This window comes from Streptomyces sp. GQ60 (assembly GCF_059758875.1).
Window position 1 is genome coordinate 447,339 of record NZ_JCAXEG010000001.1, and the last position, 22,188, is coordinate 469,526.

The window sequence follows — 22,188 nt, forward strand, 5'->3', positions numbered from 1 at the left end:
GATGTGATGGCATGGCCATGACTCGAATCCGTGTCGCTCTGCTGCCGTCGGCAGTCTGTATCGCAGGTACCGAGCCGGTATTGAAGATCAAGGACCAGCAGACCGGGGAGGTCGCCACCGACCGCGAGACCGGCGAGTCGCTGTACACGGTGACCGTGATGCTCATGGAAGACGGCCGGGCCGAGGTCCTCAAGATCACGATCCCGCAGTCGGGCCTGGCGGCCGGGCTCAAGCCGGGGGCGATGGTGCGGCCGGTGGACCTGTTCGCGACCCCGTGGGCGCGGATCTTCAACGGGCAGCTCTCCGACGGCGTCGCCTACCGCGCCGCCCGCCTGGAGCTGGTCGTGGTGGAGGCGGCCCAGTGACCAGCCTCGACCTGGGGAACGTGACCGACCACGCGCCGCAGGTGCTGCTGGTCGCGGCAGTGCTCACGGGTGCGTGCCTGCTGCTGACCGTCGTGCGCTACGTGCTGGCTGACAAGGGCACACGGGTCAGCATGCGGCAGGCCGTGCGGGTGCGCTGGGGCTGGGTGCGGCTGGCCCGGATGGCTGGGCTGACAGTCACCGACAAGACGCCGGGCCTGCTGGCACAGATCACCGCGTCCAAGGACGGCCCCGCCCCCGCGCCCAGGGTGCTGACGCCCCGGATCAAGGTCAAGCCCGACCGGTTCGGCGTGATCGTACGGGCCAAGACCCTGCCGAAGGTCGGGCTGGAGGAGTACCAGAAGTCGGCCCGATTCCTGGCGGACGCCTGGCGGTGCACGCGGGTGTCGGTACTCCCGGACGGACCCGGACGGGTGGTGATCCGAGGCGTGCGCTCCGATCCGCTGACCACGCCGACCGCACACCGGCCCACCGGCCGCCCACCCACGGACCTGACGCGCTGGGAGCTGGGCGTGGACGAATACGCCGCCCAGGTGTGCGTGTCCCTGGCCAACGTTCCGGGGGTGACCGTGGCCGGCACCCCGGGTGCGGGCAAAACCTCAGGGATCAACAAGTTCGTCTGCGACTTCGCGCCGTCGGCTGCCGTACAGATCGCAGGTGCGGACGGGAAGGTGTCGCGGGCCTCGGAGGGCGACTACGCCGACCTGGTCAAGCGGATGTTCGCGTTCTGCGGTGACGATCTGGACGAAGCGAACGCGCTGTTCAAGCGTCTGGTGGAGCTGCGCAAGCGGCGTTCTTCGACCATCCGTGACGTGCTGGGCGTGAAGAACATGTGGCACGTCGGCCCCTCACCGCAGTGGCCTCTCACGGTCCTGATCATCGATGAGGCGCACACGTTCTTCCGCGAGTACAAGGGCGGCGACGCCGAGACGAAACGTTTGGCCGCGCTGACGGCGGAGAACGCCCGGCTGGTGGAGGACCTGGTCAAGAAGGGCCGCAGCGTCGGCATCCTGGTGATCCTGATCAGCCAGACGACCACCGGCGACGCCCTGCCGACCTTCATCCGCGACGTGTGCCCGGTCGGGTTGTCCTTCGCACAGAAGACGGTGGAAGCCGCGGTAGCCGCGCTGGGCGACGACATCCGCAACTGGCCCGATGCCAGCCCCGTCACCTTGCAGGACCCCGCCTACGTCGGGGTCGCGGTGATGGCGATGCAGGGCCGCCCCGGCTACACCCGCATCCGCACCCCATACGTCTCGGACGCCGACGCGGCCCGCATCGCGGAAGCCACCTCCCACCTGACCGCCGACCCCGCCCTGTGCCTGGACGCCCTCCTCGACGCCACCGGCCGGACCGCCTCCGGCGACGACGAGCCGGACGGCCCCGTCCCTACGTCCAAGCTCTGAAATCCCGCGCCTGAGAGGAGGCCCCGCACATGGCGGAGGAACGATTCACCCGCCACACCGTGACCGCCGTCATGGCCATCATCGCGGCCCTGGCCTTCGTCTTCTCCTTCGGCAACGTCTGGGCCCTCGCTCTGCGGCTCGGCGTACCCCGCCCGATCGCGCCGCTGATCGCCCCCATGGTGGACCTGTCCGTCGTCGGACTCCTGGTCGCACTGCGGTTCCTGGCCCTGCGCGGCATCCCAGCCCACGAGTTGAAGGCCGGCACCCGCCTGCTCCACCTGTGCGGGCTACTCACCCTCGCCCTCAACACCGCCGAACCGCTGCTCACCGGCCACTACGGCCGCGCCTGCCTGGACACCGTCGCCCCGCTCCTGCTCCTCGGCTGGGGCCGCGTCGGCCCGGCCTTCCTGGCCCAGTTCCACACCGCCACCCAACACCTGGAGGCGACCACCACGTCCATCCCCACCACTGCCCCCGTCAGTGAGCCGGAGCCCGACCCGGCACCCGCTCCCGCACCGGCCCCCGCCGCTCCCGTCACCCCTGCCCTTGAGCGGCTCCCCGTCGCCACGGCCCCGGCCGTCGTGCCCTCCGTGATCGAGGCGCCCATGCCGGCCCCGGCCTCGGCTTCTAAGACGGCTGTAAACGGCTCCCGTCCGTCCCTGCCCGCCGCACTGCTCGACGCGGCCCGGCACGTCGCGGACAACCACGACGCAGCCCACGGAGCGTCGATCACTGCCGCCCAGCTGGCAACGCGCATGGGCGTCGCCCTGCCGGTGGCCACCGCCGCGCTCGCTCAGCTCTGAGCCCCCGGCCGCCGGCCGGATCACCCGCCTGAACCCCACGCCCACCGATGGGCCCGGTTCGTCATGCCCCGAACAGCACCGGCACGCCCCGCGCTGGCCGGTTGCTGCTCGGGGCCACCCACCCCGACAGAAGGGAACGCCCCGACATGGTCACCCTGGACCTGCGCCACGTGGCAAGCCCCGCCGTGCGGGACCTCCTCCACCTCGTCAACGAGCCCGACTTCGACCGCGCACAGCAACAGATCGAACACCTCGGCGGCTGCACCGAGCCCGTGCGCCTGACCGGCCACACCACCACCATCGACACCACGACCGGTGAGGTACTGCGTTCCTACACCACATCTGACGAACCCACGGGCAGCCTGCTCACGGCCTGCGGAAACCGGCGCTCCTCACGGTGCCCGGCCTGCTCCCGCATCTACGCCGCCGACACCTACCACCTCATCCGTGCTGGCCTGACCGGCGGCAAGACCGTCCCCGACACCGTCCGCACTCACCCCCGCGTCTTCGCCACCCTCACCGCTCCCTCCTTCGGCCCCGTCCACAACCGCCCCACCAACACCGACGGCGGCACCCGCCCCTGCCGCTGCCGCAAGCTCCACGAACCCACTGACACGCTGCTGGGCACACCCCTGAACCCGAAGACGTACGACTACGCCGGCGCGGTCCTGTTCAATGCCCACGCCTCCGCTCTGTGGGCCCGCTTCACGATCTACCTGCGCCGCGAGATCGCTGCCCGGCTCGGGCTCACCCAGAAGGCCGCCCGTGCCGTCCTGCGGGTCTCCTTCGCCAAGGTCGCCGAGTACCAGAAGCGCGGCCTGGTCCACTTCCACGCCGTCATCCGGCTCGACGGCCCCAACGGCAGCACCCAGCCCCCACCGCCGTCCGCCACCGTCACCCTGCTCGTCGATGCCATCCGGGCTGCTGCCGCCCGCGTCCGTGTAACCGTCGTGTCGGACGCGATCGGGGAACGCGAACTCGCCTGGGGCGAACAGCTCGACGTACGCGAGATCGCCGCCTTCGACACCGACGCCGAACTGACCGACCAAGCAGTCGCCGCCTACGTGGCCAAGTACGCCACCAAGTCCACCGACACCTCCGGCACCCTCGACCGCGCACTGTTCTGCAGCCCCTGCCAGGGACGCGGCGCAACCCTCCTGCCCCACGGAACCCCGCTCCCATGCACCGCCTGCAACGGCACCGGACAGGCCCGGCCCCTGACCCGGCTCGCCGTCGCCCGTCACGTGCGGCAGATGATCCGCACCTGCTGGGAGCTCGGCAAGCTCCCGGAGTTCGCCGACCTCAAGCTCTGGAAGTGGGCGCACATGCTCGGCTTCCGCGGCCACTTCTCCACCAAGTCCCGCTGCTACTCAGTCACCCTCGGCGCACTGCGCGACGCCCGCCGCACTTGGCGCACCGAGCAGGCTCGTACCCGGGCCGGTCTGCCCGACCTCGACCCGACGACAACCCTCGTCGTCGGCCACTGGGCCTACCACGGCTCGGGTTACAGCCCCGGTGCCGGGCTCCTCGCTGCTGACGTATGGCACCGCAGAGAACTGGAACGGCAGTTCATAGCGGAAGGGGGCTGCTGATGACCTCGCACTCACCCACCGCGCCCCACCCGGCACCGAGTACGTCTCAGGAACTGCTGACCGTGCCCCAGGTCATGGCCTGCCTCCAGATCGGCCGCTCTGCTGTCTACGACTTGCTCCGCACTCGGCAGCTCGCCTCGATCACCCTCGGCCGCGCCCGCCGCATCCCCGCCCGCTCTCTTACCGACTTCATCCGCGCCCGACTCGACCAGGAAGCCGCCTGATGACCATGCCCCGCGACGCCATCCCCTCCCGCCGCGTCCGCGCCAATGGCGACGGAACGGTCTACCAGCGCAAGGACGGCCGCTGGGAAGCCGCGGGGTACGTCCTCGCCCCGGGCAATACCCGCAAGCGCGTCCGCGTCTACGGCACCACCCGTAAGGAGGCCCTGGCCAAGCTCACCGAGAAGATCGCCTTCAGCAACCGCGGCGTGCCCGTTCCCTCCGCGCAGGGCAGCGTCAGCGCGTACCTGACGTACTGGCTGGAGGCGGTCGCCGTCCACCAGCTCCGCGAGAACACCCACACCCGATACACCGCCTGCGTCAACCAGTACCTCGTCCCCGGCCTGGGCAAGAAGAAGCTCGCCAAGCTCACCGCCAAGGACATCCGTACCTGGCTCAACCAGGTCCGCACCACCTGCCAGTGCTGCGCTCGCAGCATCGATGCCGGGCGTGATCAGCCCCGTTGTTGCGCCGCCGGAGAGTGCTGCTCCAAGCGGCTCTCCCCGCTGACGCTGGCGTACATCCACTCCGTCCTCAAGTCCGCTCTGGAGCACGCCGTCCGCGAGGAGGAGATCACGCGCAATGTCGCCCGCAACGTCCGCACGGGTACGCCGCGTCCTCGTCGGTTCGAACCGCTCACGGCAGATGAAGCCCGCCAGTTCCTCGCTGCCGTCCGCTATGACCGACTGTTCGCGTTGTACGAACTCGCCCTCCGCACCGGACTCCGCAAGGGCGAACTCCTCGGCCTCCAGTGGGAAGACCTCGACCTTCAAAACGGCACTGCCAGCATTCGCCGCACCCTCCAGCGCACCCAGACCGGAGGGCTGACCGCCCTGCCCACCAAGACCCGCGCATCCGAACGGCGCATCGCCCTCCCCAGCGAGTGCATCCACTCATTCAAGGGACACCGTGAGGTACAGGAAGGAGAACGAGAGGCAGCAGCGGAGGACTGGAGGGACAACGGCCTTGTCTTCAGCACGCCGGCAGGAGGGCCGATTGATCCAGCGAACCTCAATCGCAGCTTCCGCGCCCTCCTCGATCGGGCAGGGCTCCGCCGGATTCGCTTCCACGACCTACGGCACTCCACCGCCACCCTCCTCCTGGAGCAAGGCGTCGAACTCGTCGTGATCAAAGAACTACTCGGCCACGCCCACATTGGAGTCACCGCCACCGTCTACGCCCACGTCCGAATCAAGCTCCAACGGGACGCCATCGACCTCCTGGGAGGCACTCTCCGCAACTCCACCGAGACCACCGGTCCAGACGCCATTGCCGACCCACCTCCTTGCGGACCGGCCGTCCGCTGACGTTGCCGTCAGCTACTGCCGTCAAGCGCGCAGAAGCCCCACCGGAATCGGAATCCGGCGGGGCTTCAAAACTTCCCCTGCGACCAGAGCAGAGGGAAATTCGCGCAATTCATCGGCTACGCACGCGCCATGCCCTCAGGGTTTATTGACCGCCACCCTCGGAGGAGCTGCGGCGTCGATCCTTGGAGAACTCGTCAGCCAAACGCTCTTCGAATTCTTCCTTTTGGCTCTCATTCCAATACTTGACGGAACGCCATCGCTCTTGGTCGTACTCTTCATGCCACTGCCATGGAGAGGCCAACGCCCACAAGGCATTCCATGACACGTCGACCTGCAAGCGGACCAATGGCTGCGCCTCGTTGTCTCCGTCTGTGAAAGATAGGGAATGCTGAAGCGTGACCACGAGGTGATGCAGGGTGGTTCTGACGGCACGCGCCATTTGCCGCTCGTCAGTTCCGCGCTCCGCCTGGGCAAGTCGCGCAGTTCGGGCCATGAGGAACGACTCCAGGCGTGTGACATCGCCGATGGTGATGTCACGCCCGTAGCGCAGCGGCCGTCTTTGGTCCTTTGGATCTTCCATGTTCTTCCCCAATCGACTGGGATGGACCGCTACCGCTGCCAAATTGGCTCATCGAAGTCGAAGTCGATCTCACCCCACTCGTCCTTCTTCCAGATGCGGGTCACATGCTCCCATGAAATTCCACCGTCGAAGGCTACCTCGGCCTCGTGGGCGTTTGGGTTCATGCCGCCCATTCTCGCGTTCACATCGATTCCGCCCGGTGCCCCGCGAATCTCGTACACGTACCCTTCCCTGGCGAAGCTGGGGAAGCCGGCGGCGGTCTGTGCATGGCTGGACGTCGATACGAAGCTACCGTGGGTATTGTTTTCTACGTATTCCCCGAGGGTCGTGCCTGCATCCGGGTCGCGGGGCATAAACCCGCCAGCCTCTTCGATCTCAATGGGTGACCGCGTATCGCCGCGATAAACCGTACCGCAGTTGTGGACGAGGACCGGTGTAGCCCCGGCGAGCACATAGTACGTGTGGAAGTCGTCGACGGTGAGGTTGTGAGTGGTGACGGCGTAGGGGTAGTCGCGGGTGCTCTGGATCGTGAGGGTGGTGCCGTCGGGCTGGCGGAGTTGTTCGCCAGGGGTGAGGTCGCCGGCGTCGGTCCACTGGTGGCGGGTCTCGCTCCAGTAGGGGTGGTGAGAGGTGGAGGTGACCTTGGTGTGAGGGCGCTCCGGGTTGGTGTCGTCCGAGAGGGTGAGGTCTGTGAATTCCTTGTCGTCGGGGGTGGTGATGGTGGCCGTGACCTTCTTCGGCCCGGTTTTACCCGTCTGAGGGTCCGTTGCCATGACGGTGTCGCCGGCGCGGATGTCCTCGATGCGCCTGCTGCTGCCGTCCGCCATCTGCACGCGTGTGCCTACGGGGAAGCTGTTCGTCTTGCATGAGGTAACGGAAGAGGCAGACTCTGCTCCGCTGCCTCCTCTGGCTGCCTGGCTTTCTGTTCCGGCGACGTCTTCGGCAGATTTCTGGGCGGCATTCTCTGATGCAGATTTCGCGGCCTGGGCCTCGGCGTCGCGGGCTTCCTTGAACGCCTTTTTCGCTGTGCTGTAGGCCTCGGCCGCCCTTGCCGCTCCGCGTTCGGCTTCATGGATGGCGTCGTATGCCTTGTTAAGGTGTTTGTAGATCTTGAGGGCCTGGATGCCGACCTTGATGGCCTTGACGGCCTTGGCCCAGGGAACGAAGTTCAGGCCCGTGCTGATGCAGGCCATGACGTCGCCCTTGGAGAAGCAGTCCCGGGCGTCGTTGTAGCCAATGAGGTCGCCGACCATGTCGACGACTTTGTCGATGAGCTTGTCGCGCTTCTGCTTCGCCTCTTGGACCTTGCCGATGGTCCTGGTCAGCTCATCCGTGCTGGGACCGTCGGATTGACCGGAGGCAGGTTTCTTGGCCGGGGTTGAAGGAGGCCCGCCGTCCGGGGTTCCCTGCTGGCAACCCGCTTCACCCCCGCACTCCCAGGCCAGGCCGCTCGGGTCCGACTTGTTGATCGGGTCGTTGTTGGAGTACGCGTAGGCGTTCCACTGTTGTGGGTCACTTGCGTCGATGATCGGGTCGGGGCTGATGAAGCGGCCCGTGGTGGGGTCGTACTCGCGGGCGCCGAGGAGGGTGAAGCCGGTGGACTTCTCCTTCGTGCCGCCGATGAATCCCTTGTCTCCGGCCCAGGCGCCAGGGGCGGGCTGGGGGCCGCGCGCGTTGCCGAACGGGTCCGACGCGCGACGGACGTGGGTGAGGTCGGTCGCCTTGAACTGGACGCCTCCCGTGCCGTGGTGGTCCGAGCCCTGGTAGGTGAGCGTGGACGCGGTGGTGCTGGTGGTGCGGGTGATGGACAGGCCGCCCGAGGCCGCGTAGGTGCGGACGTTGGTGACCTTGCCGCTGGCGGTGTCCAGGGTGATCTGGTCGGTGCCGAGGTTGAGGGTGGTGCTGGTGGGGTCGCGGCGGATGAGCTGGTTGCCGCCGGTGTCGTAGAGGTAGCTTGTGCCGGCGCTCTCACCGGTGCCGACGATCTTGTCGAGCTTGCCCTGACTGTTCCAGGTCAGGGCCTTGGTGCCGGGGGTGCTGGTGATGGACGCCGTGTTGCCGGCGGCGTCGTAGGTGTAGGAGGTGACCTTGGTGCCGGCCGGGCCGGTCTCGGTCGAGGTCATCAGCGCGTGCGGACCACCCGTGCCGCCGCCCGTCGTCGGGTCGGCCGACGGGGTGTTGGTCTTCGCGCCGAACGTCTGGGTGATCGTGACGTCCTTGGCCGTGTCGCCGGTGACGTTCTTCTTCACCAGCTTCTTGCGGTTGCCGACCGCGTCGTATGCGTACTGCTGCCAGTAAGGAGCCGGACCGCCGACGCTGGGCTTGCCGGCGGTGTCGACCTTCGGGCCAGTGCTGTTGGTGCAACTGCCGATGCCGCGGACGCTGGGTGCGGGGGCTGTGGTCTGGGTGCCGGTGTCGGTCCAGGCTTGTGTGAGGCGGGCGAGGTAGTCGTGCCTGAAGCACTGCAGGTCACGGGTTGCGCCGTCCTGGGTGTCACCGATCGAGGTCAGCTGGCCGACCTTGTTGTAGGTGTAGTCCAGGACGTCGACGCTCGCGGTCGCGGCTGTCTGTTTGTCCAGGGTGGAGCGGACGGCACGGCCGCTGCCGGCGTCGTAGTCGGTCGTCGAGACCACCTGCATGCCGGACGCGCCGACGGTGCTGCGTATCGCCCGCCCGTAGGGGTCGTAGCGGATGTCCGCGAGGTACGGGGTCCGGATGAGTCCGATCTTGCCGGCGAAACCGGTCAGGTTACCGGCAACGTCTGTGCCGAAGCCCAGCGTCTCGGCTCCGAGGCCGGCCTTCGGGATGCTGGGAAGGACCGTCGATTCCAACTGCCCATAAGCGTCATAGGTGTTGGTGGTTTCGTAGGTGCCTGCCAGCGCTTTCTCGACGGCCGGGATGATGACCTTGGTGCCGAGGGGGCGGTAGCCGCCGTCGTAGCCGGTGACCTCGGAGATGTAGGCACTGCCCGCCTTGCCACCCACGTAGCGAGTGGTGGCATCGGGCTTGCCCAGCTTCTTGGCGTCGTAGGTGAACGCACCGACCTGCTTCGCAGGGTCGACCGCCGCGCCCTCATATGTCGCGGTGGTCCGACCGAGGATGTCCGTCACCGATGTGGCGCTCTTGCCGCGGGCGTCCGTAGTGGTGACGAGGTTCTTGCTGTCGTCGTAGACGGTGGTGCTCGTGCCGGAGTCGGGGTCGGTGGTCTTCACCACGCGGCCGAGGAGGTCGTAGGTGAACGTCCACTCGTTGCCGGCGTAGTTCTTGCGGGACAACTCCTGGCCCTGGCTGTTGGACAGGTACGTGGTCTCGTCGTACACGCCAGTCGGTGTATTGGCCTTGTACTGGCGGAGCACCGAGGTGGTGCCGTTCGTGATGCTCGCGGTGGCGAATCCCCCGGCCGGCGGGGTCTGACGGACCTCATCGGCTCCGGGGTATTCGGTCGTGGAGCGGGACTGCTCCACGCCGAACGACTGGAAGACGGAGGCGGTCCTACGGCCGAGGCCGTCGAAGACCTGAACGGTTTGGGACGGGATCTTGCTGTCGGGGTTGACCCCGCCGTTGGGCAGGAAGAGGGCGGCCGAAGGCGATCCCTGGTCCGTGTAGTAGGCGGAGCTGGTTTTGACCTGCCAGCCGTGCGAGTCGAAGAGCGCATCGGTGATCATCCGGCCGGCCGCGCCCGAGGGAGTGGTTGCCTGGGTCTGACGGACCCGGCCGAGGCCGTCGTAGATGGAGTAGCTGGAGGTGTACGAGTCATCGTTCATGAGCGCCTGGCTCAGAACGGAAGACGGCGCGTTGGTGCCGTTCATGTCGTACGAGAACTTGCGTACCGGCGGGTCGGTCGCGGAGTCCTGACCAGGCTGCCAGATGGAAACGACACGGCCGAGGGAGTCGTAGACGCGTTCGGCGACGTGGTTGTTCTCATCGGTCGTCTTCAACGGCTGCGAGCGGCCGATGTCGAGGGTGGTGACCGACTTCCAGCCCAAGGGGTTGGTGTGGGTGACCGAGGTGGGCAGTGTCCCCGTGGCCGGTGTGTACTCCGTCTTGGTCACGGCGCCGGTCGGGTGGGCGGTGTCCTTGCGGGTCGCGTTGGTGTTGCTGGTGACACGACCGTAGGCGTCGTAGGTGGAGGTGGAGTTGAGACGGTAGACGGCTTTGCCCGCCGTGTCGTACTTCTCCAGGACCTCCGTGCCCGTACCGTCTGCGGTCACCCCGACCTTGCCGTGGGCCAGGCCATCGAAGAGGGAACGGGTGTCACCGACCGTGTTCGCCGCGGTCGGTGTCTGCCCGCACACACCGGACAGGACCAGAGTGCGCGAGGGGATCTCGATGATCGTGCCGGCCGGTCCGGTCGGATACTCGAACTTGGTGCAGAGCCGCTGGTCGGTGCGCGACAGGTCAGGGTTGTCATCGACCGTGAGCGGGCGGGTGGCGAGGGTTTCGTCGTAGGTGGAGGACCGCTCGCTGGTTCGCCAGGTCCCGTTGGCGAGCTTAGCCCGGGTGGTCACCTTGCTGGTGTTCACCGCCTGGGCCGTAATGGCAGGCATCTCGTTGGCCTGCGCACGGGTGGCTGTGACACTGCCGATTTTGGGTGTGGTGACCTCGTCGGAGATCACCACACCGCCGTCGCGGTCGTATGTCTGGGTCTGGCGGACGAAACCGGACAGGACGTCCGTGTCTTGGATCGTGCCGCCGTGGGCGTCCGGAACGGAGACGCTGCGCTTGGTCTTGTCGGCGAGGATGTCGCCGTCCATGCCGCGCAGGTAGGTGGCGACGCTCTTCGTACGCGGGGCCTCTGCGGCGTTGCCGTTGCCGGTGCGGGTGGTGACTGTGGCGTAGCCGCGGAACTGGTCCCAGGTACGGGTCTTGGGGTCGGTGAACTCGGAGTCGTTGCGGTGCCAGGCGATGCCGCCGCCGTACTCGTAGTCGGTCACCGTGGAGACTTGCCCTCCCACCATGTCCTGCTGGGTGACGGACTGGACCACGACCTTGTTGAACCAGTCGTCGACCGGGTCCGGGAAGGACTGTCCGGGCAGGTACCACTTGACCGGCATGCAGGGCATGGTGTTGCTGTCCTCAGAGGACGGCATCGTGCCCTTCAGACGCGAGCACTCGGGGGTCTTGTAGACGACGTTTATCTGACCACCGGTCTCGGTGGTGATCGCCTTGATCCGGGGCCTCAGGTAGCTCGACGTCGTAGCCACCGTGCCGTTCGGGCGCTTGACGACACCGTCCACGCGGTTGGGAAGCTGCATCCACGCGAAGGAGACCAGGGGAACCTCGAGCGCGGTCTTGCCGTTCGAACCTGTCCGCTCTATCGAGTCGAGCCACAGGCTTGGTGAGGAACCGTCACCCGGGGGCGGGAAGGAATGCTTCAGAACGTATGTGTCGACCGAGCGCCATGCCGTGCCCGACCAGACCCCAGTGGCGATCTTGGTGAACTTCTTCGTAGTGAAGTAGGTCGGCGAGAGGTTGAGGCACTGACCGGATGCCGCGCACTCCTGGTCGGTAGGAGTGTCAGGCCAGGAGCTGGCATTCGCAGGGATCCGCTGGGCGGGATCGCATGTGACGGTCGCGTTCGGCGTGCAGCGCTCCAGGGTACTGATCACGACCTGGGCGGCTGGTTTGGCGGTGCCCTTCGACGCGATCTGCTCGGGCAGGCGTTGCCCGTATCCGATCCACGTCGGGTAGCTGGCACGCTGGTACTTCGTCGGGGTCCCTACGCCGTTGTTCTGGCCGCCGCCACGGCCGTAGTGGTTGTCTTCCTGCGCGTAGCGGTAGGAGACCAGGTTCTGGTGCGGGTCCACGACGTAGTCGAGGTTCCACTGCCATCCCAGCTGCTGCCACGTGCCGTTCGCCGGAGTCGCGGCGCCCAGGCACTTGTCCTGGCCGCTGTTGAAGTACACCGGAACCGTGGATACGGACTTGGCCTCCGGGTCGGTGCCGTCCCCGCCCGGCAGACGGTTGGAGCCGAAGTAGTACTGGGTTCCGTCGGTCGTGGTGACCTTGAAGCCCTCACCCTTCCAGGCGGCGTTGCGCTGGTCGGTGAGCCGCTCGATCTTCGTGCCGTCTTCGCCCTGGAGGCGATAGACGCACGTGGCGTCGTCGCGCACGATCTCACCAGAGTGACCCGCGAGGTTCAGGGACAGGATGTCGCCGGCCCAGCACTCGTCGCCGGAGTCCGCTATGCCTGCGTCCTTGCAGCCCTTGTACGAGCGGCTGATCGAGCCGGGACTCCAGCCCCAGCCCTCACCGAACCCGGATGCCTGGGCGTTCGTGGATGCTGTGCGGCCGTCAATGGAGGAGGAGTCGTAGCCGAGGCTCACACCGGGCCCGGGGCCGCCGATGGAGGAGGGAACCTCAACGGTGTATCCGTAGGTGAAGTTCGCGGCGTTCGACCCCGCCTGCCATGACGCGGAAGGAAGGAGGGGAGAGGCGCTGAAATCACCGCTCGGGCCCGACGAATCGGCCTCAAGGCCGAGAACCACGGCATCCGCGGCCAGGATCTGAGGTGCTGCCGGAGAGCTGGACCTGCCCCCGGAAGGCGGCTTCGGGGCATCGATCTCGGCTACCAGGCGTCCCGTAGCGTCCCGGTGCGATGGGACGGGGGTGCGTGCCGTGCATCCCTCGGCGCCAGGAGTGGTCAGGGCACAGTCTGGAAGGCGCACCACATGGGCGCGGTCCGCCCAGTTCGCCCCCGTCACCTTCGTCCACGCCGATACGTCGAAACCGACCTCGAGTTTTCCCGATGTGGGCCCGCCCGTAACTCCGGTCAGCGCGACGAGCGCACCCCTGACCCCGGCGGCCCGGGCCTTCTCCGCATCTTTGACCTCGACCCGCAAGCTTCTGGCCTCGTTGCCGACAGAAGGCTCGGTAGCGAGTTCGGACAGTTTCGCCGACGAGATTGCGCCATTTGCTGGAGCGACCCAGATGGGAAGCCCATTGGCCTGAACTGCTCTTGTGTCAATGGCGGCGTGCGAGGATCCCGTTGAGTCGACGGAGACCGTCGCGACGCCAGACGGAGCCTTCGCCTTGGGATCGGGTGTCCATGATTTACCGGTCTGGGCTTGAGTCCCGTTCGGTTTAGCGTCCACACCCTTGACGGGCTGCGTCTGGGGCAGTGCGGTTTTCGGTGGCACCCACACCTTTGGCGGCTTCGCCGCCGCTTCGACCACGGGCAAGCCCAGGCCAGAGACTAGTACCGCAAGCGCGGCGATCATCGCGATGCGCGGTCTCCCTGTGCGCGAACGCGCCAAGAGCAGACTCTTATGAGACAACGAAATCCCCCCACGGGAAAAGGAACGAGAGAATCCGGATCGAAAAGGTCCAGATCAAGCGCACCTTAGAGAGGGGGGAATCCGTCCGTATAGGATTTCTTCACTTTCCCTCGCATGATCAATGTCACCTGGCAGTCAATATGGTGTTTCAGGTGGCGAATGGGGCATAGGGATACAACAGAATGTTGACATGTTTGCTGATGCCAAGGAAGGTGCGCCTGACTGCCGTTCACCGATGCGACGCATAGCGAGGACCTCCGCCCATGAGGCCAGAATCTTCATTGCTCACTCCGAGACCGGGGGCCCTCCGGCGTCGTCGGACCTCCGGAGCCGTGATGCTCCCCGCGGTAGGCGCTGTGGTGCTTTCGCTCGCGGCGAGTCTGACCGCTGCCCCTCCCGCTCGGGCGGAGGCCGGACCTGCGACGCAGGGTTGGCCGGCAGCCACCGCCAAGCCCGAGCTTTCCGCCGAGGAGAAGGCCGTTGACGAGGCGCTCGCGCAGGCGAAGGCCATGGGGAAGTCCGTGGTCATCGACCACCTGACGACCGGAAGCTCCCAGACCCTCGCCAACCCGAGTGGCACGCTCACCACGGAGGCCGGTCCAGCGCCGGAGCGGGTCAAGCAGGTCGACGGGAGCTGGCTGGCGATAGACACCGCGCTGCGTGTGAACGCCGACGGCACGTTGTCCCCGAAGGTCGTTCCGTCCCCCCTCACCCTCTCGGGAGGTGGAACCGGAGCGATGGCGACGATGGCCACGGCTGAGGGCAGGAAGCTTGCCGTCAAGGCGCCCTTCACGCTTCCCGCGCCCACGCTCGACGGCAACGACGCGCTCTATAGGAACGTCCTGCCGGACGTGGACCTGCGTCTGAGTGCCACCCAGTTGGGCGGCTGGAGCCAGGTGTTCATCGTGCGTACGGCCGAGGCTGCCGCGAACCCGGCTCTGAAGACGATCCGCCTCGATGTCGATGCCCCGGGGCTGAACACATCCGCCGACGCCGCGGGCAACATCACCTTCAAGGACGCTCAGGGCAAGGCCCACTTCTCCAGTCCCACCTCATTCATGTGGGACTCGGCGACGGCCGCGCCCGTGGCCGCCAAGTCTGCGCTTGCGGCCCAGGCAGCGGGTGCGGACAGCCGCCTGCAGACCGAGCCGCCCGCAGCCGATGGCTCCGCTGTTTCCAGCGCGGACGGCCCGGGGGAGGGTGCCACCGTCAAGCAGATCGCCGTGAAGGCGGATGCAACCGGTATCGAGCTGACACCCGACACCTCCTTGCTCGGCCAAGGCGCGGGCCCCTGGTTCATCGACCCGGGCGTCAACCCCTCGGCTGACAGCGTCAACCAGGCCTGGTCACAGGTCCAGGAGGCCTACCCCGACACCAACGAGTTCAACGGAACCTCGAACGGCCAGGACACCCCGGCCGCAGGCTATTGCGGCTACTCGACGTGCGTCAGGAAGGGCCGGGAGCGCGCGTACTTCCAGGTCGGGATCAACTCGACCCTTCACGGCACCGAGGTGATCGATGCCAGGCTGCATGCCACGGTCGTCTCCTCTTCCAGCCCGAGCACGCCCACGCCGATGGGGCTCTACCACAGCCCGACAGGGATAGCCAATCCCACGACGTGGAACAACCAACCTTGTGACCGTGCTTCCCGCATGGGTGGTTGCGCGAAGATCGGCGGTGCCACGATCTCGGGCACCAGTGAGATCGAGTACAACGTCACCGCACAGATGAAGAACGCGGCTGCGGGCCGCTGGTCGACCTTCACCTTCGGCTTCGCACCGGATGACGAAGGCAACATGTACTACCGGCAGCGGTTCAGCAACGCTCCCCACATCGTCACGACGTACGACATCCGGCCCCACATCGGCAACCCCCGTACCAGCCCCACCCCGGGCTTCGCCGGGACCAGTACCTACTCCGCCTGCACCACCCCGGGTGCGGCCCAGCCCTCGGACAACCCGGGCTGGATCGGTGTCAACACCAACGTCCACTTGACCTCCGAGACCTGGTCGCCCACCGGCCGCCAGCTCCAGACGACCTTCAAACTCTGGGACGTGGACACGGATGCCGCCACGTGGAGCCAGACGGGCTGGAACGGCTCTTCAGGTGACGCGGTCGTGGACGTCGGCAGGCTCATCGACGGTCACCAGTACGGTTGGACGTCAGTCACCACGGACGGGACCCTGGTCAGCGCTGAGAGCCCGTACTGCTACTTCCGGGTCGACCGGACGCCGCCGTCGGCGTCCGTGACGTCGGTCGACTTCCCGGTCTCTGGTACCACTGGCGGTCACCCGAAGCGTGTGGGCGAGGAGGGGACCTTCACCCTTGCCGGCGCGGACAATGTCCCCGTAGGCAGCACTCGCAGCTCCGGCCTGGCCTGTGCCCGCTGGACCCCCGACCCGGTCAAGGCCGCTTCCGACTGGAACTGCACCGACGTCGACAGCCGGATTGTGAAGACCTTCACCGGCGGCAAGGCCACCGTGAAGTTCCTCCCCCAGACCTGGGGAACGAACTACCTCTACCTGCAGACCCAGGACAACGCGGGCAACATGTCGCAGCCCGTCGTCCACAGCTTCTACGTCCCGTCGAACCCCAACAGCCCGGCCCCGATCTTCGGCGACATGAATGGCGACCGCAAGGCCGACGTCGTCCTTGCCGACGCTGCTGGAGACCTTCGGCAGATCAACATAGGCGGAAGGGGAGACCTCCGTTTCAAGAATCCCGATGGAACGGAAACAAGCGCCAACAGTGGCGGTGATCCCTCCGCGACGCCCGTGGCAATGGCCCGCTCCAGTGTGAGCTCCAGCAGCTGGAACAACGTCCAGCTCACCCACCGGGGGGGCCTTGGGGACAAGACGGTCGATGACCTCATCGCGCATGCACCTGGCGCGCCTCATCTGTACCTCTACACCAACAACGGCACCGGACTGGTCGACGGACAAGCCAAGAGCGACCTGGACAAGCCCACCCGCTGCGCTACCCCCGACTCCAAGGGAATCACCTGTTCGACCCATGAACTCGGTGGCGACTGGAGCGGTGTTACACAGATCGCCGCACTCGGCTCGCTAACCGGTGATGCCATCCTCGGCTCGCCGAACTCCCTTCCGCAGAGTTCTCTCCTCTTCGTGGAGAAAGGACGCCTGTGGCTGGCAACCCCCGCCGTCGGTTCCAACAACCTTGACAAGACTGCGACTCTGCTCTCCCCGAACGACACACGTTGGGACGGCTACGAGTTGATGACGCCCGGCCGCGCCCAGGGCACCAACTTCCCGACGCTGTGGGCCCGTAACAAGAACGACGGCGGCTCTCTTCACGCCTTCAGCATCACGGGCACACCCGACGCCCCTGTTCTCACCGGCTTCACCAACCCGGCCGCCGGCCTCATCAGCGGCAAGATCGACCCCGTTCGCTTCCCACGGGTCGGCTCCGACGGCGATCTCACCGGCGACAACATTCCCGACCTCTGGGCCATCGACAAGGAACAGCAGCTCGTCTCCTTCAACGGCCTCGGCACCGCCCCCAACGGCACGTCGGTCCTCTACCCCACCGTCACCGGCATCAGTTCCGCCCTCACCCTCCAGGGCAGCCTCAAAACGCCCACGCAACAGTGGAAGCTGGCCGGCGCCACCGGTAACACGACCCCCAGCGCGGGCGGCACCAACTACCCGGCCACTGCGGCCGGGATCACCTGGCCCACCGCGACCATCGAAGGCCGCAGCACCCCCTACGCAGCGTTCAACGGCGCTGGGTCGACCATCACCACCAGCGGCCCGGGCATCGATACTCGCACGAACTTCACCATCACGACCTGGGCCAAACACACCAGAAGCACTCCGAAGCCGGTAAACAGCGTGATCGTCAGCCAGGACGGCTCCCAGAACAGCTCTTTCATGATCTATGCCGACGAAGGCACCGGTCAGTGGCACTTTGCCATGGCCAATGCTCAGGGGGGAGCGTGGCCCTTTGACTACACCGGGAACCGCAGCGTGGCCAATCAAGCGGCCCGGTTCACCCCCGATGCCTGGACCCGCTTGACCGCCGTCTACAACGCCGGCACCGGCCAGATGAGCCTGTACGTCAACGGTGTCCTTGCGAGTTCGGGCCAGCACGCGGCCGCTACCAGCCCAGCACCCAACGGTTATCCGATCGTCTTCGGCCGGTACAAGGTTGCCGGCCAGGCTATGGACGTCTTCAAGGGCGGCCTCAGCAATTTTGCCTCCTATTCCTACGCAGCCGCCCCCACCGCTCCCGCGGCCAGGGGAAGGATTTCGCTGCCCGCGGTCACCAAGGCGCCGGGGGTGTGCGTGGACAACGACTTCGCCAGCACCGATGACGGCAACAAGATCCAGGTCGCAGCCTGCAACGGGAGCCTCGCTCAGAACTTCGAGGTATGGGCCGACGGATCCCTGCGGATCCAGGGCAAGTGCGTCAGCGCGACCAACGCGGGGACCGTCAACACCACCCTGCTCGAACTGAGGACATGCGGTGGACCGACTCCGGCCCAGAAGTTCCTGCCTCGTGCCGACGGCTCGATCTACAACCCGGCCTCCGGTCGCTGTGTGGACCTCGGCAACTTCGACACCACCCCGGGCCGCCAGCTCTGGCTCTTCGACTGCAACTCCTCCGACGCCCAGCGCTGGACCATCATGACGCTGGGCACCGCGCCGCTGCCGCTGCCGAGTCTCGACGCGGCACCCTGACGCATCGGTACAACCTCCCGACGGACGACGGCCGCCCCTCCCACCCGGGAGGGGCGGCCGTCGCCGCATGTGAGGCGGATCCTCAGTGCGGCAGGGTCGCCGGGGAGCCGCCGTTGGCTTCGTAGCCGGCCACCGCCAGGGCGCGGTAGATCGCGTACGAGGCCGCCGGGTCCGGGTCGGCGGACCAGGGGAGGGCGCCCACGTAGCCGTCGACGTGGCGGATCTGGTCCATCGCCTCCGACCAGCGCTCGCCGCCGACCAGGAAGAGGATGAGCAGGTGGCGTACGTGCGCCAGCATCGGGTCGTCGGGGCGCGCGGTGTGGACGGCGTACAGGGCGCCCTCCACCGCCCTGGTCACGGACGCGCTCTGGTGGAAGCTGCGGATCAGGACGACGTCGGGGACGTGCTCGTACAGCGCGAAGAGGGGGAGCGCCGCCAGCAGGGAGCCCTGCGGGGCGCGGGCCGCCGCGTGGTGGGTGAAGGCGTCGGCCTTCTCCCGGGAGCCGTGCCACTTCGCGCACCAGTAGTTCAGCGCCGCCAGGTGCGCGCCCATGTGCTGCGGAGCCCGGTCGATGATCTTCGCCCACAGGGCGTCGTACTCGGGCTCCGAGTAGTGCAGCATGCGGGCCACGGAAAGCTCGATGATGTACGGGATGGGGTCGCCGGGGGCGAGCAGCGCGGCCTTCCGGCAGGACTCCCGGGCCTCCTCCGCGATGATCCGTACGTCGGCCTCGCTCATGCCCTCCGGTCGCCGCCACATCTGCTGCGCCAGCAGTTCGGCGTGCACCTGCGCGCCGCCCGCGTCCTTCGGCGCCTCCAGCCGCCACGCCTTCAGCCACCCGGCACCGGCCCCGGGCTCCTGGGAGAGCTCCAGCGCCGCCGAGCCGGCGAAGGCCTGGACGCGCTGCCAGCGCACCTCGCCGTCCCGGGCGGTACCGGCCAGCAACTGGGAAGCGGCCTGCCACTGGCCGGTGCGCCGCACGTGGTCGAGGGCGTCCATCAGGTCCGGGTCCGGCCCGGGGATCCGGATGTCGAGCTCCTCCTGGAGGGCGAATCCGTAGTCCGCCGGGTCGGCGGCGTCCGGGCTCCCGGGCGTGACCAGGCGCAGTCCGCCGCGCCTGCGCCGCAGGATCGGTCCGACGGCGGCCAAGAGCAGGGCCATCGCGAGCAGGAACCACAGAATCTCCATCCCCCCAGCGAACCAGACCCACCCCGGGAATGGCCAATAGGAGGCAAAGGAGGGCGTGAAACGGTCTTCCGGCCGGGGCCCCCCGCGACCTGGTCCGCGACCCCCTTCGTGCACCCCGGAGGCGGGGCCGCGGAGGGCCCGGACGGGGCATAGCATCGTGTTCATGAGCGACGACAGCCACGAGCACCAGAGCTTCGAGACCCGCGCCATCCACGCGGGCAATACGGCGGACCCGCTGACCGGCGCGGTCGTGCCCCCGATCTACCAGGTGTCCACGTACAAGCAGGACGGCGTCGGCGGACTGCGCGGCGGCTACGAGTACAGCCGCAGCGGCAACCCGACCCGTACCGCGCTGGAGGAGAACCTCGCGGCGCTGGAGGGCGGCCGGCGCGGCCTCGCCTTCGCGTCCGGGCTCGCCGCCGAGGACTGCCTGCTGCGCACGCTGCTCTCCCCGGGCGACCACGTGGTCATCCCGAACGACGCCTACGGCGGCACCTTCCGCCTCTTCGCGAAGGTCGTCTCCCGCTGGGGCGTCGAGTGGTCGGTCGCCGACACCTCCGACCCGGCGTCGGTGCGCGCGGCGATCACCCCGAAGACCAAGGTCATCTGGGTCGAGACCCCCTCCAACCCGCTGCTCGGCATCACGGACATCGCCGTCGTCGCCGACATCGCGCGGACGGCCGGCGCCAAGCTGGTCGTGGACAACACCTTCGCGTCCCCCTACCTCCAGCAGCCCCTCGCGCTCGGCGCGGACGTGGTCGTGCACTCGCTGACCAAGTACATGGGCGGCCACTCCGACGTGGTCGGCGGCGCGCTCGTCGCCGCCGACGCGGCGCTGGGCGAGGAACTGGCCTACCACCAGAACGCCATGGGCGCGGTGGCCGGCCCCTTCGACTCCTGGCTGGTGCTGCGCGGCATCAAGACGCTGGCCGTCCGCATGGACCGGCACGCGGAGAACGCGGGCAAGATCGCCGAGATGCTGTCCCGCCACCCCAAGGTCCACACGGTCCTCTACCCGGGCCTGCCCGAGCACCCGGGCCACGAGATCGCCGCCAAGCAGATGCGCAACTTCGGCGGCATGATCTCCTTCCGGGTCACCGGCGGCGAGGAGGAGGCCGTCGCGATCTGTGACCGGACCAAGATCTTCACCCTGGGCGAGTCCCTCGGCGGCGTCGAGTCCCTCATCGAGCACCCGGGCCGCATGACCCACGCCTCGGTGGCCGGCTCGGCCCTGGAGGTCCCCGGCGACCTGGTCCGCCTGTCGGTCGGCATCGAGAACGCCGACGACCTGCTGGCCGACCTGGCACAGGCGCTGGGCTAGTCGGGCCGGCCGCCCGCGCGTCGGAACAGGTCTCCCCGTCCTACCAGGGCGGGGAGACCTCGCTCGAAGGCGTCGACCAGGCGCCGGTCAGCGAGGCCCACACCACGAAGGCCACCACCGCCGCCCACAGCAGGGTCCAGCCGATCCGCCGTACGGTCCTGCGGCGTCGCAGCAGCCGGCCGCCGCGCGCGGCCGCGCCCGCCGCGAGATCGGGCGGCACCGCCGGGTACGGGCCCTCAAGGAGCCGCTTGACCTGGGCTTCCCTGGGATCGGGGGGACTCATGCCGCCTCCCGGTGGCGGGAGTCCGGCCGGGGACCGGGGGCCGCGCCGGGGCGGGAGCGCAGCTCGGTGACGGCCCGGTCGCACAGGGTCCGTACGCGCTCGGGCGCCAGCCCCAGCTGCGCCGCCGTGACTTCCTCCGCGACCCCTTCGTAGAGCCGCAGCACCACGACGAGCCGCTCCAGCGGGGCCAGCCGGCCGAGTACCCCGCTGCCCCCGTGGTGGCGGCGGCCGGTGCGGGCGAAGGCGGCGCACAGTTCCTGGCGGGTGTGGTCGTACGGGTCGTCCCCGCGCAGCCTGCGCCAGTTCGCGTACGTACGGGCCAGCGCGCCTCCGAGCAAAGCGCGCGCGGCGGGGGCGCCGGCCGCGGCGTCGGCGTCGGGCGATGCGGTGGCGTCGGGCGGTGTTGTGGCCCCGGACGCGGCCGGGGCGCCGCCCGCGGTCGTCGCGGGCTCCGCCGTCAGCAGGATCGCGACGCGCAGGAGCCGCCCCGCCGCGCCCGCGACGAAGGCTTCGAACTCCGCGTAGGGGCCCGGCCCGTGGTCCACAGTCCACATAGTGCGGCCGGAGGGACCGCCTCGGAAGGGGTCGGGCGTCAGGAGGCGGGGCCGGCCTCGGAACCGGGCTCGGAGCCGGCCGACATCAGCTCGGACAGCGAGACGTTGAAACGGGTCAGCAGACCGGTGAACGCCTCGCGCTCCTCCTCGTGCCAGCCGTCCGTCACCCGGGCCATCAGCTCGCGCCGCGAGGAGCGGACCTCCTCCAGCCGCGCCAGCCCGCGCGGGGACAGCGCGAGCACGACGGCCCGGCCGTCCTCGGGGTGCGAGGTCCGCTTGACGAGGCCGCTGTCGACGAGCGGGGCGACCTGGCGGGTGACGGTGGAGGAGTCGATGCCCATGCCGCCGGCGAGCGCCTTGACGCCCATCGGGCCTTCCAGGTCGAGCCGGTTCAGCAGCAGGTACGCGGCCCGGTCCATGGAGTTGCGGGCCTGGCCGACCCCGCCCAGGCGGGTCTGCTCGGCGCGCCGGGCGAAGACCGCCACCTGGTGCTGGAGCGCGTCGAGGACACCGGCTTCGGCGGGTGCGCCGGCCGGCGCGGGCAGGTCGGAACTGGCCGGGGTGGAGGGCAT

At 68.2% G+C, this 22,188-nt stretch carries 14 protein-coding genes; 8 read left to right on the forward strand and 6 right to left on the reverse strand.

The genetic code is table 11. The annotated features are described in order from the left end of the window. The first annotated feature begins 17 nt into the window (after positions 1 to 17). The 6 genes from AC6CKD_RS02165 to AC6CKD_RS02190 all read left to right on the forward strand — a co-directional run bounded on the left by AC6CKD_RS02165 (position 18) and on the right by AC6CKD_RS02190 (position 5,712). A complete protein-coding gene (locus AC6CKD_RS02165) occupies positions 18 to 365 on the forward strand; it encodes an SCO3933 family regulatory protein (protein ID WP_498325407.1) in 348 nt (115 codons plus the stop codon). Then, the gene (locus tag AC6CKD_RS02170; protein ID WP_498324730.1) at positions 362 to 1,789 is read left to right on the forward strand and encodes an FtsK/SpoIIIE domain-containing protein; all 1,428 of its coding nucleotides are present in this window, start codon (positions 362 to 364) and stop codon (positions 1,787 to 1,789) included. The genes AC6CKD_RS02165 and AC6CKD_RS02170 overlap by 4 nt, the downstream gene beginning before the upstream one ends. 29 nt (positions 1,790 to 1,818) lie before the next feature. Beyond that, positions 1,819 to 2,592, forward strand: coding sequence for a DUF2637 domain-containing protein (locus tag AC6CKD_RS02175; RefSeq protein WP_498324732.1), 774 nt, complete (start codon positions 1,819 to 1,821; stop codon positions 2,590 to 2,592). Between the two features lie 146 nt (positions 2,593 to 2,738). After that, complete coding sequence (locus tag AC6CKD_RS02180) at positions 2,739 to 4,184, forward strand: replication initiator (protein WP_498324734.1); 1,446 nt, start codon at positions 2,739 to 2,741, stop codon at positions 4,182 to 4,184. Further along, entirely contained in the window at positions 4,184 to 4,408 is a 225-nt protein-coding gene (locus AC6CKD_RS02185; RefSeq protein ID WP_498324736.1) for a helix-turn-helix domain-containing protein, read from the forward strand. Before AC6CKD_RS02180 ends, AC6CKD_RS02185 begins: the two co-directional genes overlap by 1 nt. Further along, positions 4,408 to 5,712 (forward strand): tyrosine-type recombinase/integrase, encoded by a 1,305-nt coding sequence (locus tag AC6CKD_RS02190; protein ID WP_498324738.1) that lies wholly within the window; start codon positions 4,408 to 4,410, stop codon positions 5,710 to 5,712. The genes AC6CKD_RS02185 and AC6CKD_RS02190 overlap by 1 nt, the downstream gene beginning before the upstream one ends. Positions 5,713 to 5,854: 142 nt before the next feature. Here the strand turns inward: AC6CKD_RS02190 and AC6CKD_RS02195 are convergent, their stop codons facing one another. After that, complete coding sequence (locus tag AC6CKD_RS02195) at positions 5,855 to 6,292, reverse strand: hypothetical protein (protein WP_498324740.1); 438 nt, start codon at positions 6,290 to 6,292, stop codon at positions 5,855 to 5,857. A 29-nt stretch (positions 6,293 to 6,321) separates the two neighbouring features. Then, positions 6,322 to 13,512, reverse strand: a complete 7,191-nt coding sequence (locus AC6CKD_RS02200; protein WP_498324742.1) for a polymorphic toxin-type HINT domain-containing protein — start codon at positions 13,510 to 13,512, stop codon at positions 6,322 to 6,324. A gap of 416 nt (positions 13,513 to 13,928) precedes the next feature. Between AC6CKD_RS02200 and AC6CKD_RS02205 the strand changes: the two genes are divergently transcribed. After that, positions 13,929 to 18,269 carry a ricin-type beta-trefoil lectin domain protein gene (locus AC6CKD_RS02205; protein WP_498324744.1) on the forward strand — a complete coding sequence of 1,447 codons (4,341 nt, stop codon included), beginning with the start codon at positions 13,929 to 13,931 and terminating at the stop codon, positions 18,267 to 18,269. Between the two features lie 82 nt (positions 18,270 to 18,351). On the opposite strand, the gene AC6CKD_RS02210 is transcribed toward AC6CKD_RS02205, so the two are convergent. Next, positions 18,352 to 19,458, reverse strand: a complete 1,107-nt coding sequence (locus AC6CKD_RS02210; RefSeq protein WP_498324746.1) for a hypothetical protein — start codon at positions 19,456 to 19,458, stop codon at positions 18,352 to 18,354. A gap of 163 nt (positions 19,459 to 19,621) precedes the next feature. On the opposite strand from AC6CKD_RS02210, the gene AC6CKD_RS02215 reads away from it, so the two are divergent. Further along, on the forward strand, positions 19,622 to 20,779 hold the full coding sequence (locus AC6CKD_RS02215) for a cystathionine gamma-synthase (RefSeq protein WP_250751601.1): 1,158 nt from the start codon (positions 19,622 to 19,624) through the stop codon (positions 20,777 to 20,779). Between the two features lie 40 nt (positions 20,780 to 20,819). On the opposite strand, the gene AC6CKD_RS02220 is transcribed toward AC6CKD_RS02215, so the two are convergent. From AC6CKD_RS02220 to AC6CKD_RS02230, 3 genes are read right to left on the reverse strand one after another with little or no spacing between them, the layout of a single operon-like run. Continuing rightward, positions 20,820 to 21,062 (reverse strand): hypothetical protein, encoded by a 243-nt coding sequence (locus AC6CKD_RS02220; protein WP_498324748.1) that lies wholly within the window; start codon positions 21,060 to 21,062, stop codon positions 20,820 to 20,822. Next, positions 21,059 to 21,607, reverse strand: coding sequence for a sigma factor-like helix-turn-helix DNA-binding protein (locus AC6CKD_RS02225; RefSeq protein WP_498324750.1), 549 nt, complete (start codon positions 21,605 to 21,607; stop codon positions 21,059 to 21,061). Before AC6CKD_RS02225 ends, AC6CKD_RS02220 begins: the two co-directional genes overlap by 4 nt. A 47-nt stretch (positions 21,608 to 21,654) precedes the next feature. Continuing rightward, positions 21,655 to 22,188, reverse strand: a complete 534-nt coding sequence (locus tag AC6CKD_RS02230) for a MarR family winged helix-turn-helix transcriptional regulator (protein WP_498325408.1) — start codon at positions 22,186 to 22,188, stop codon at positions 21,655 to 21,657.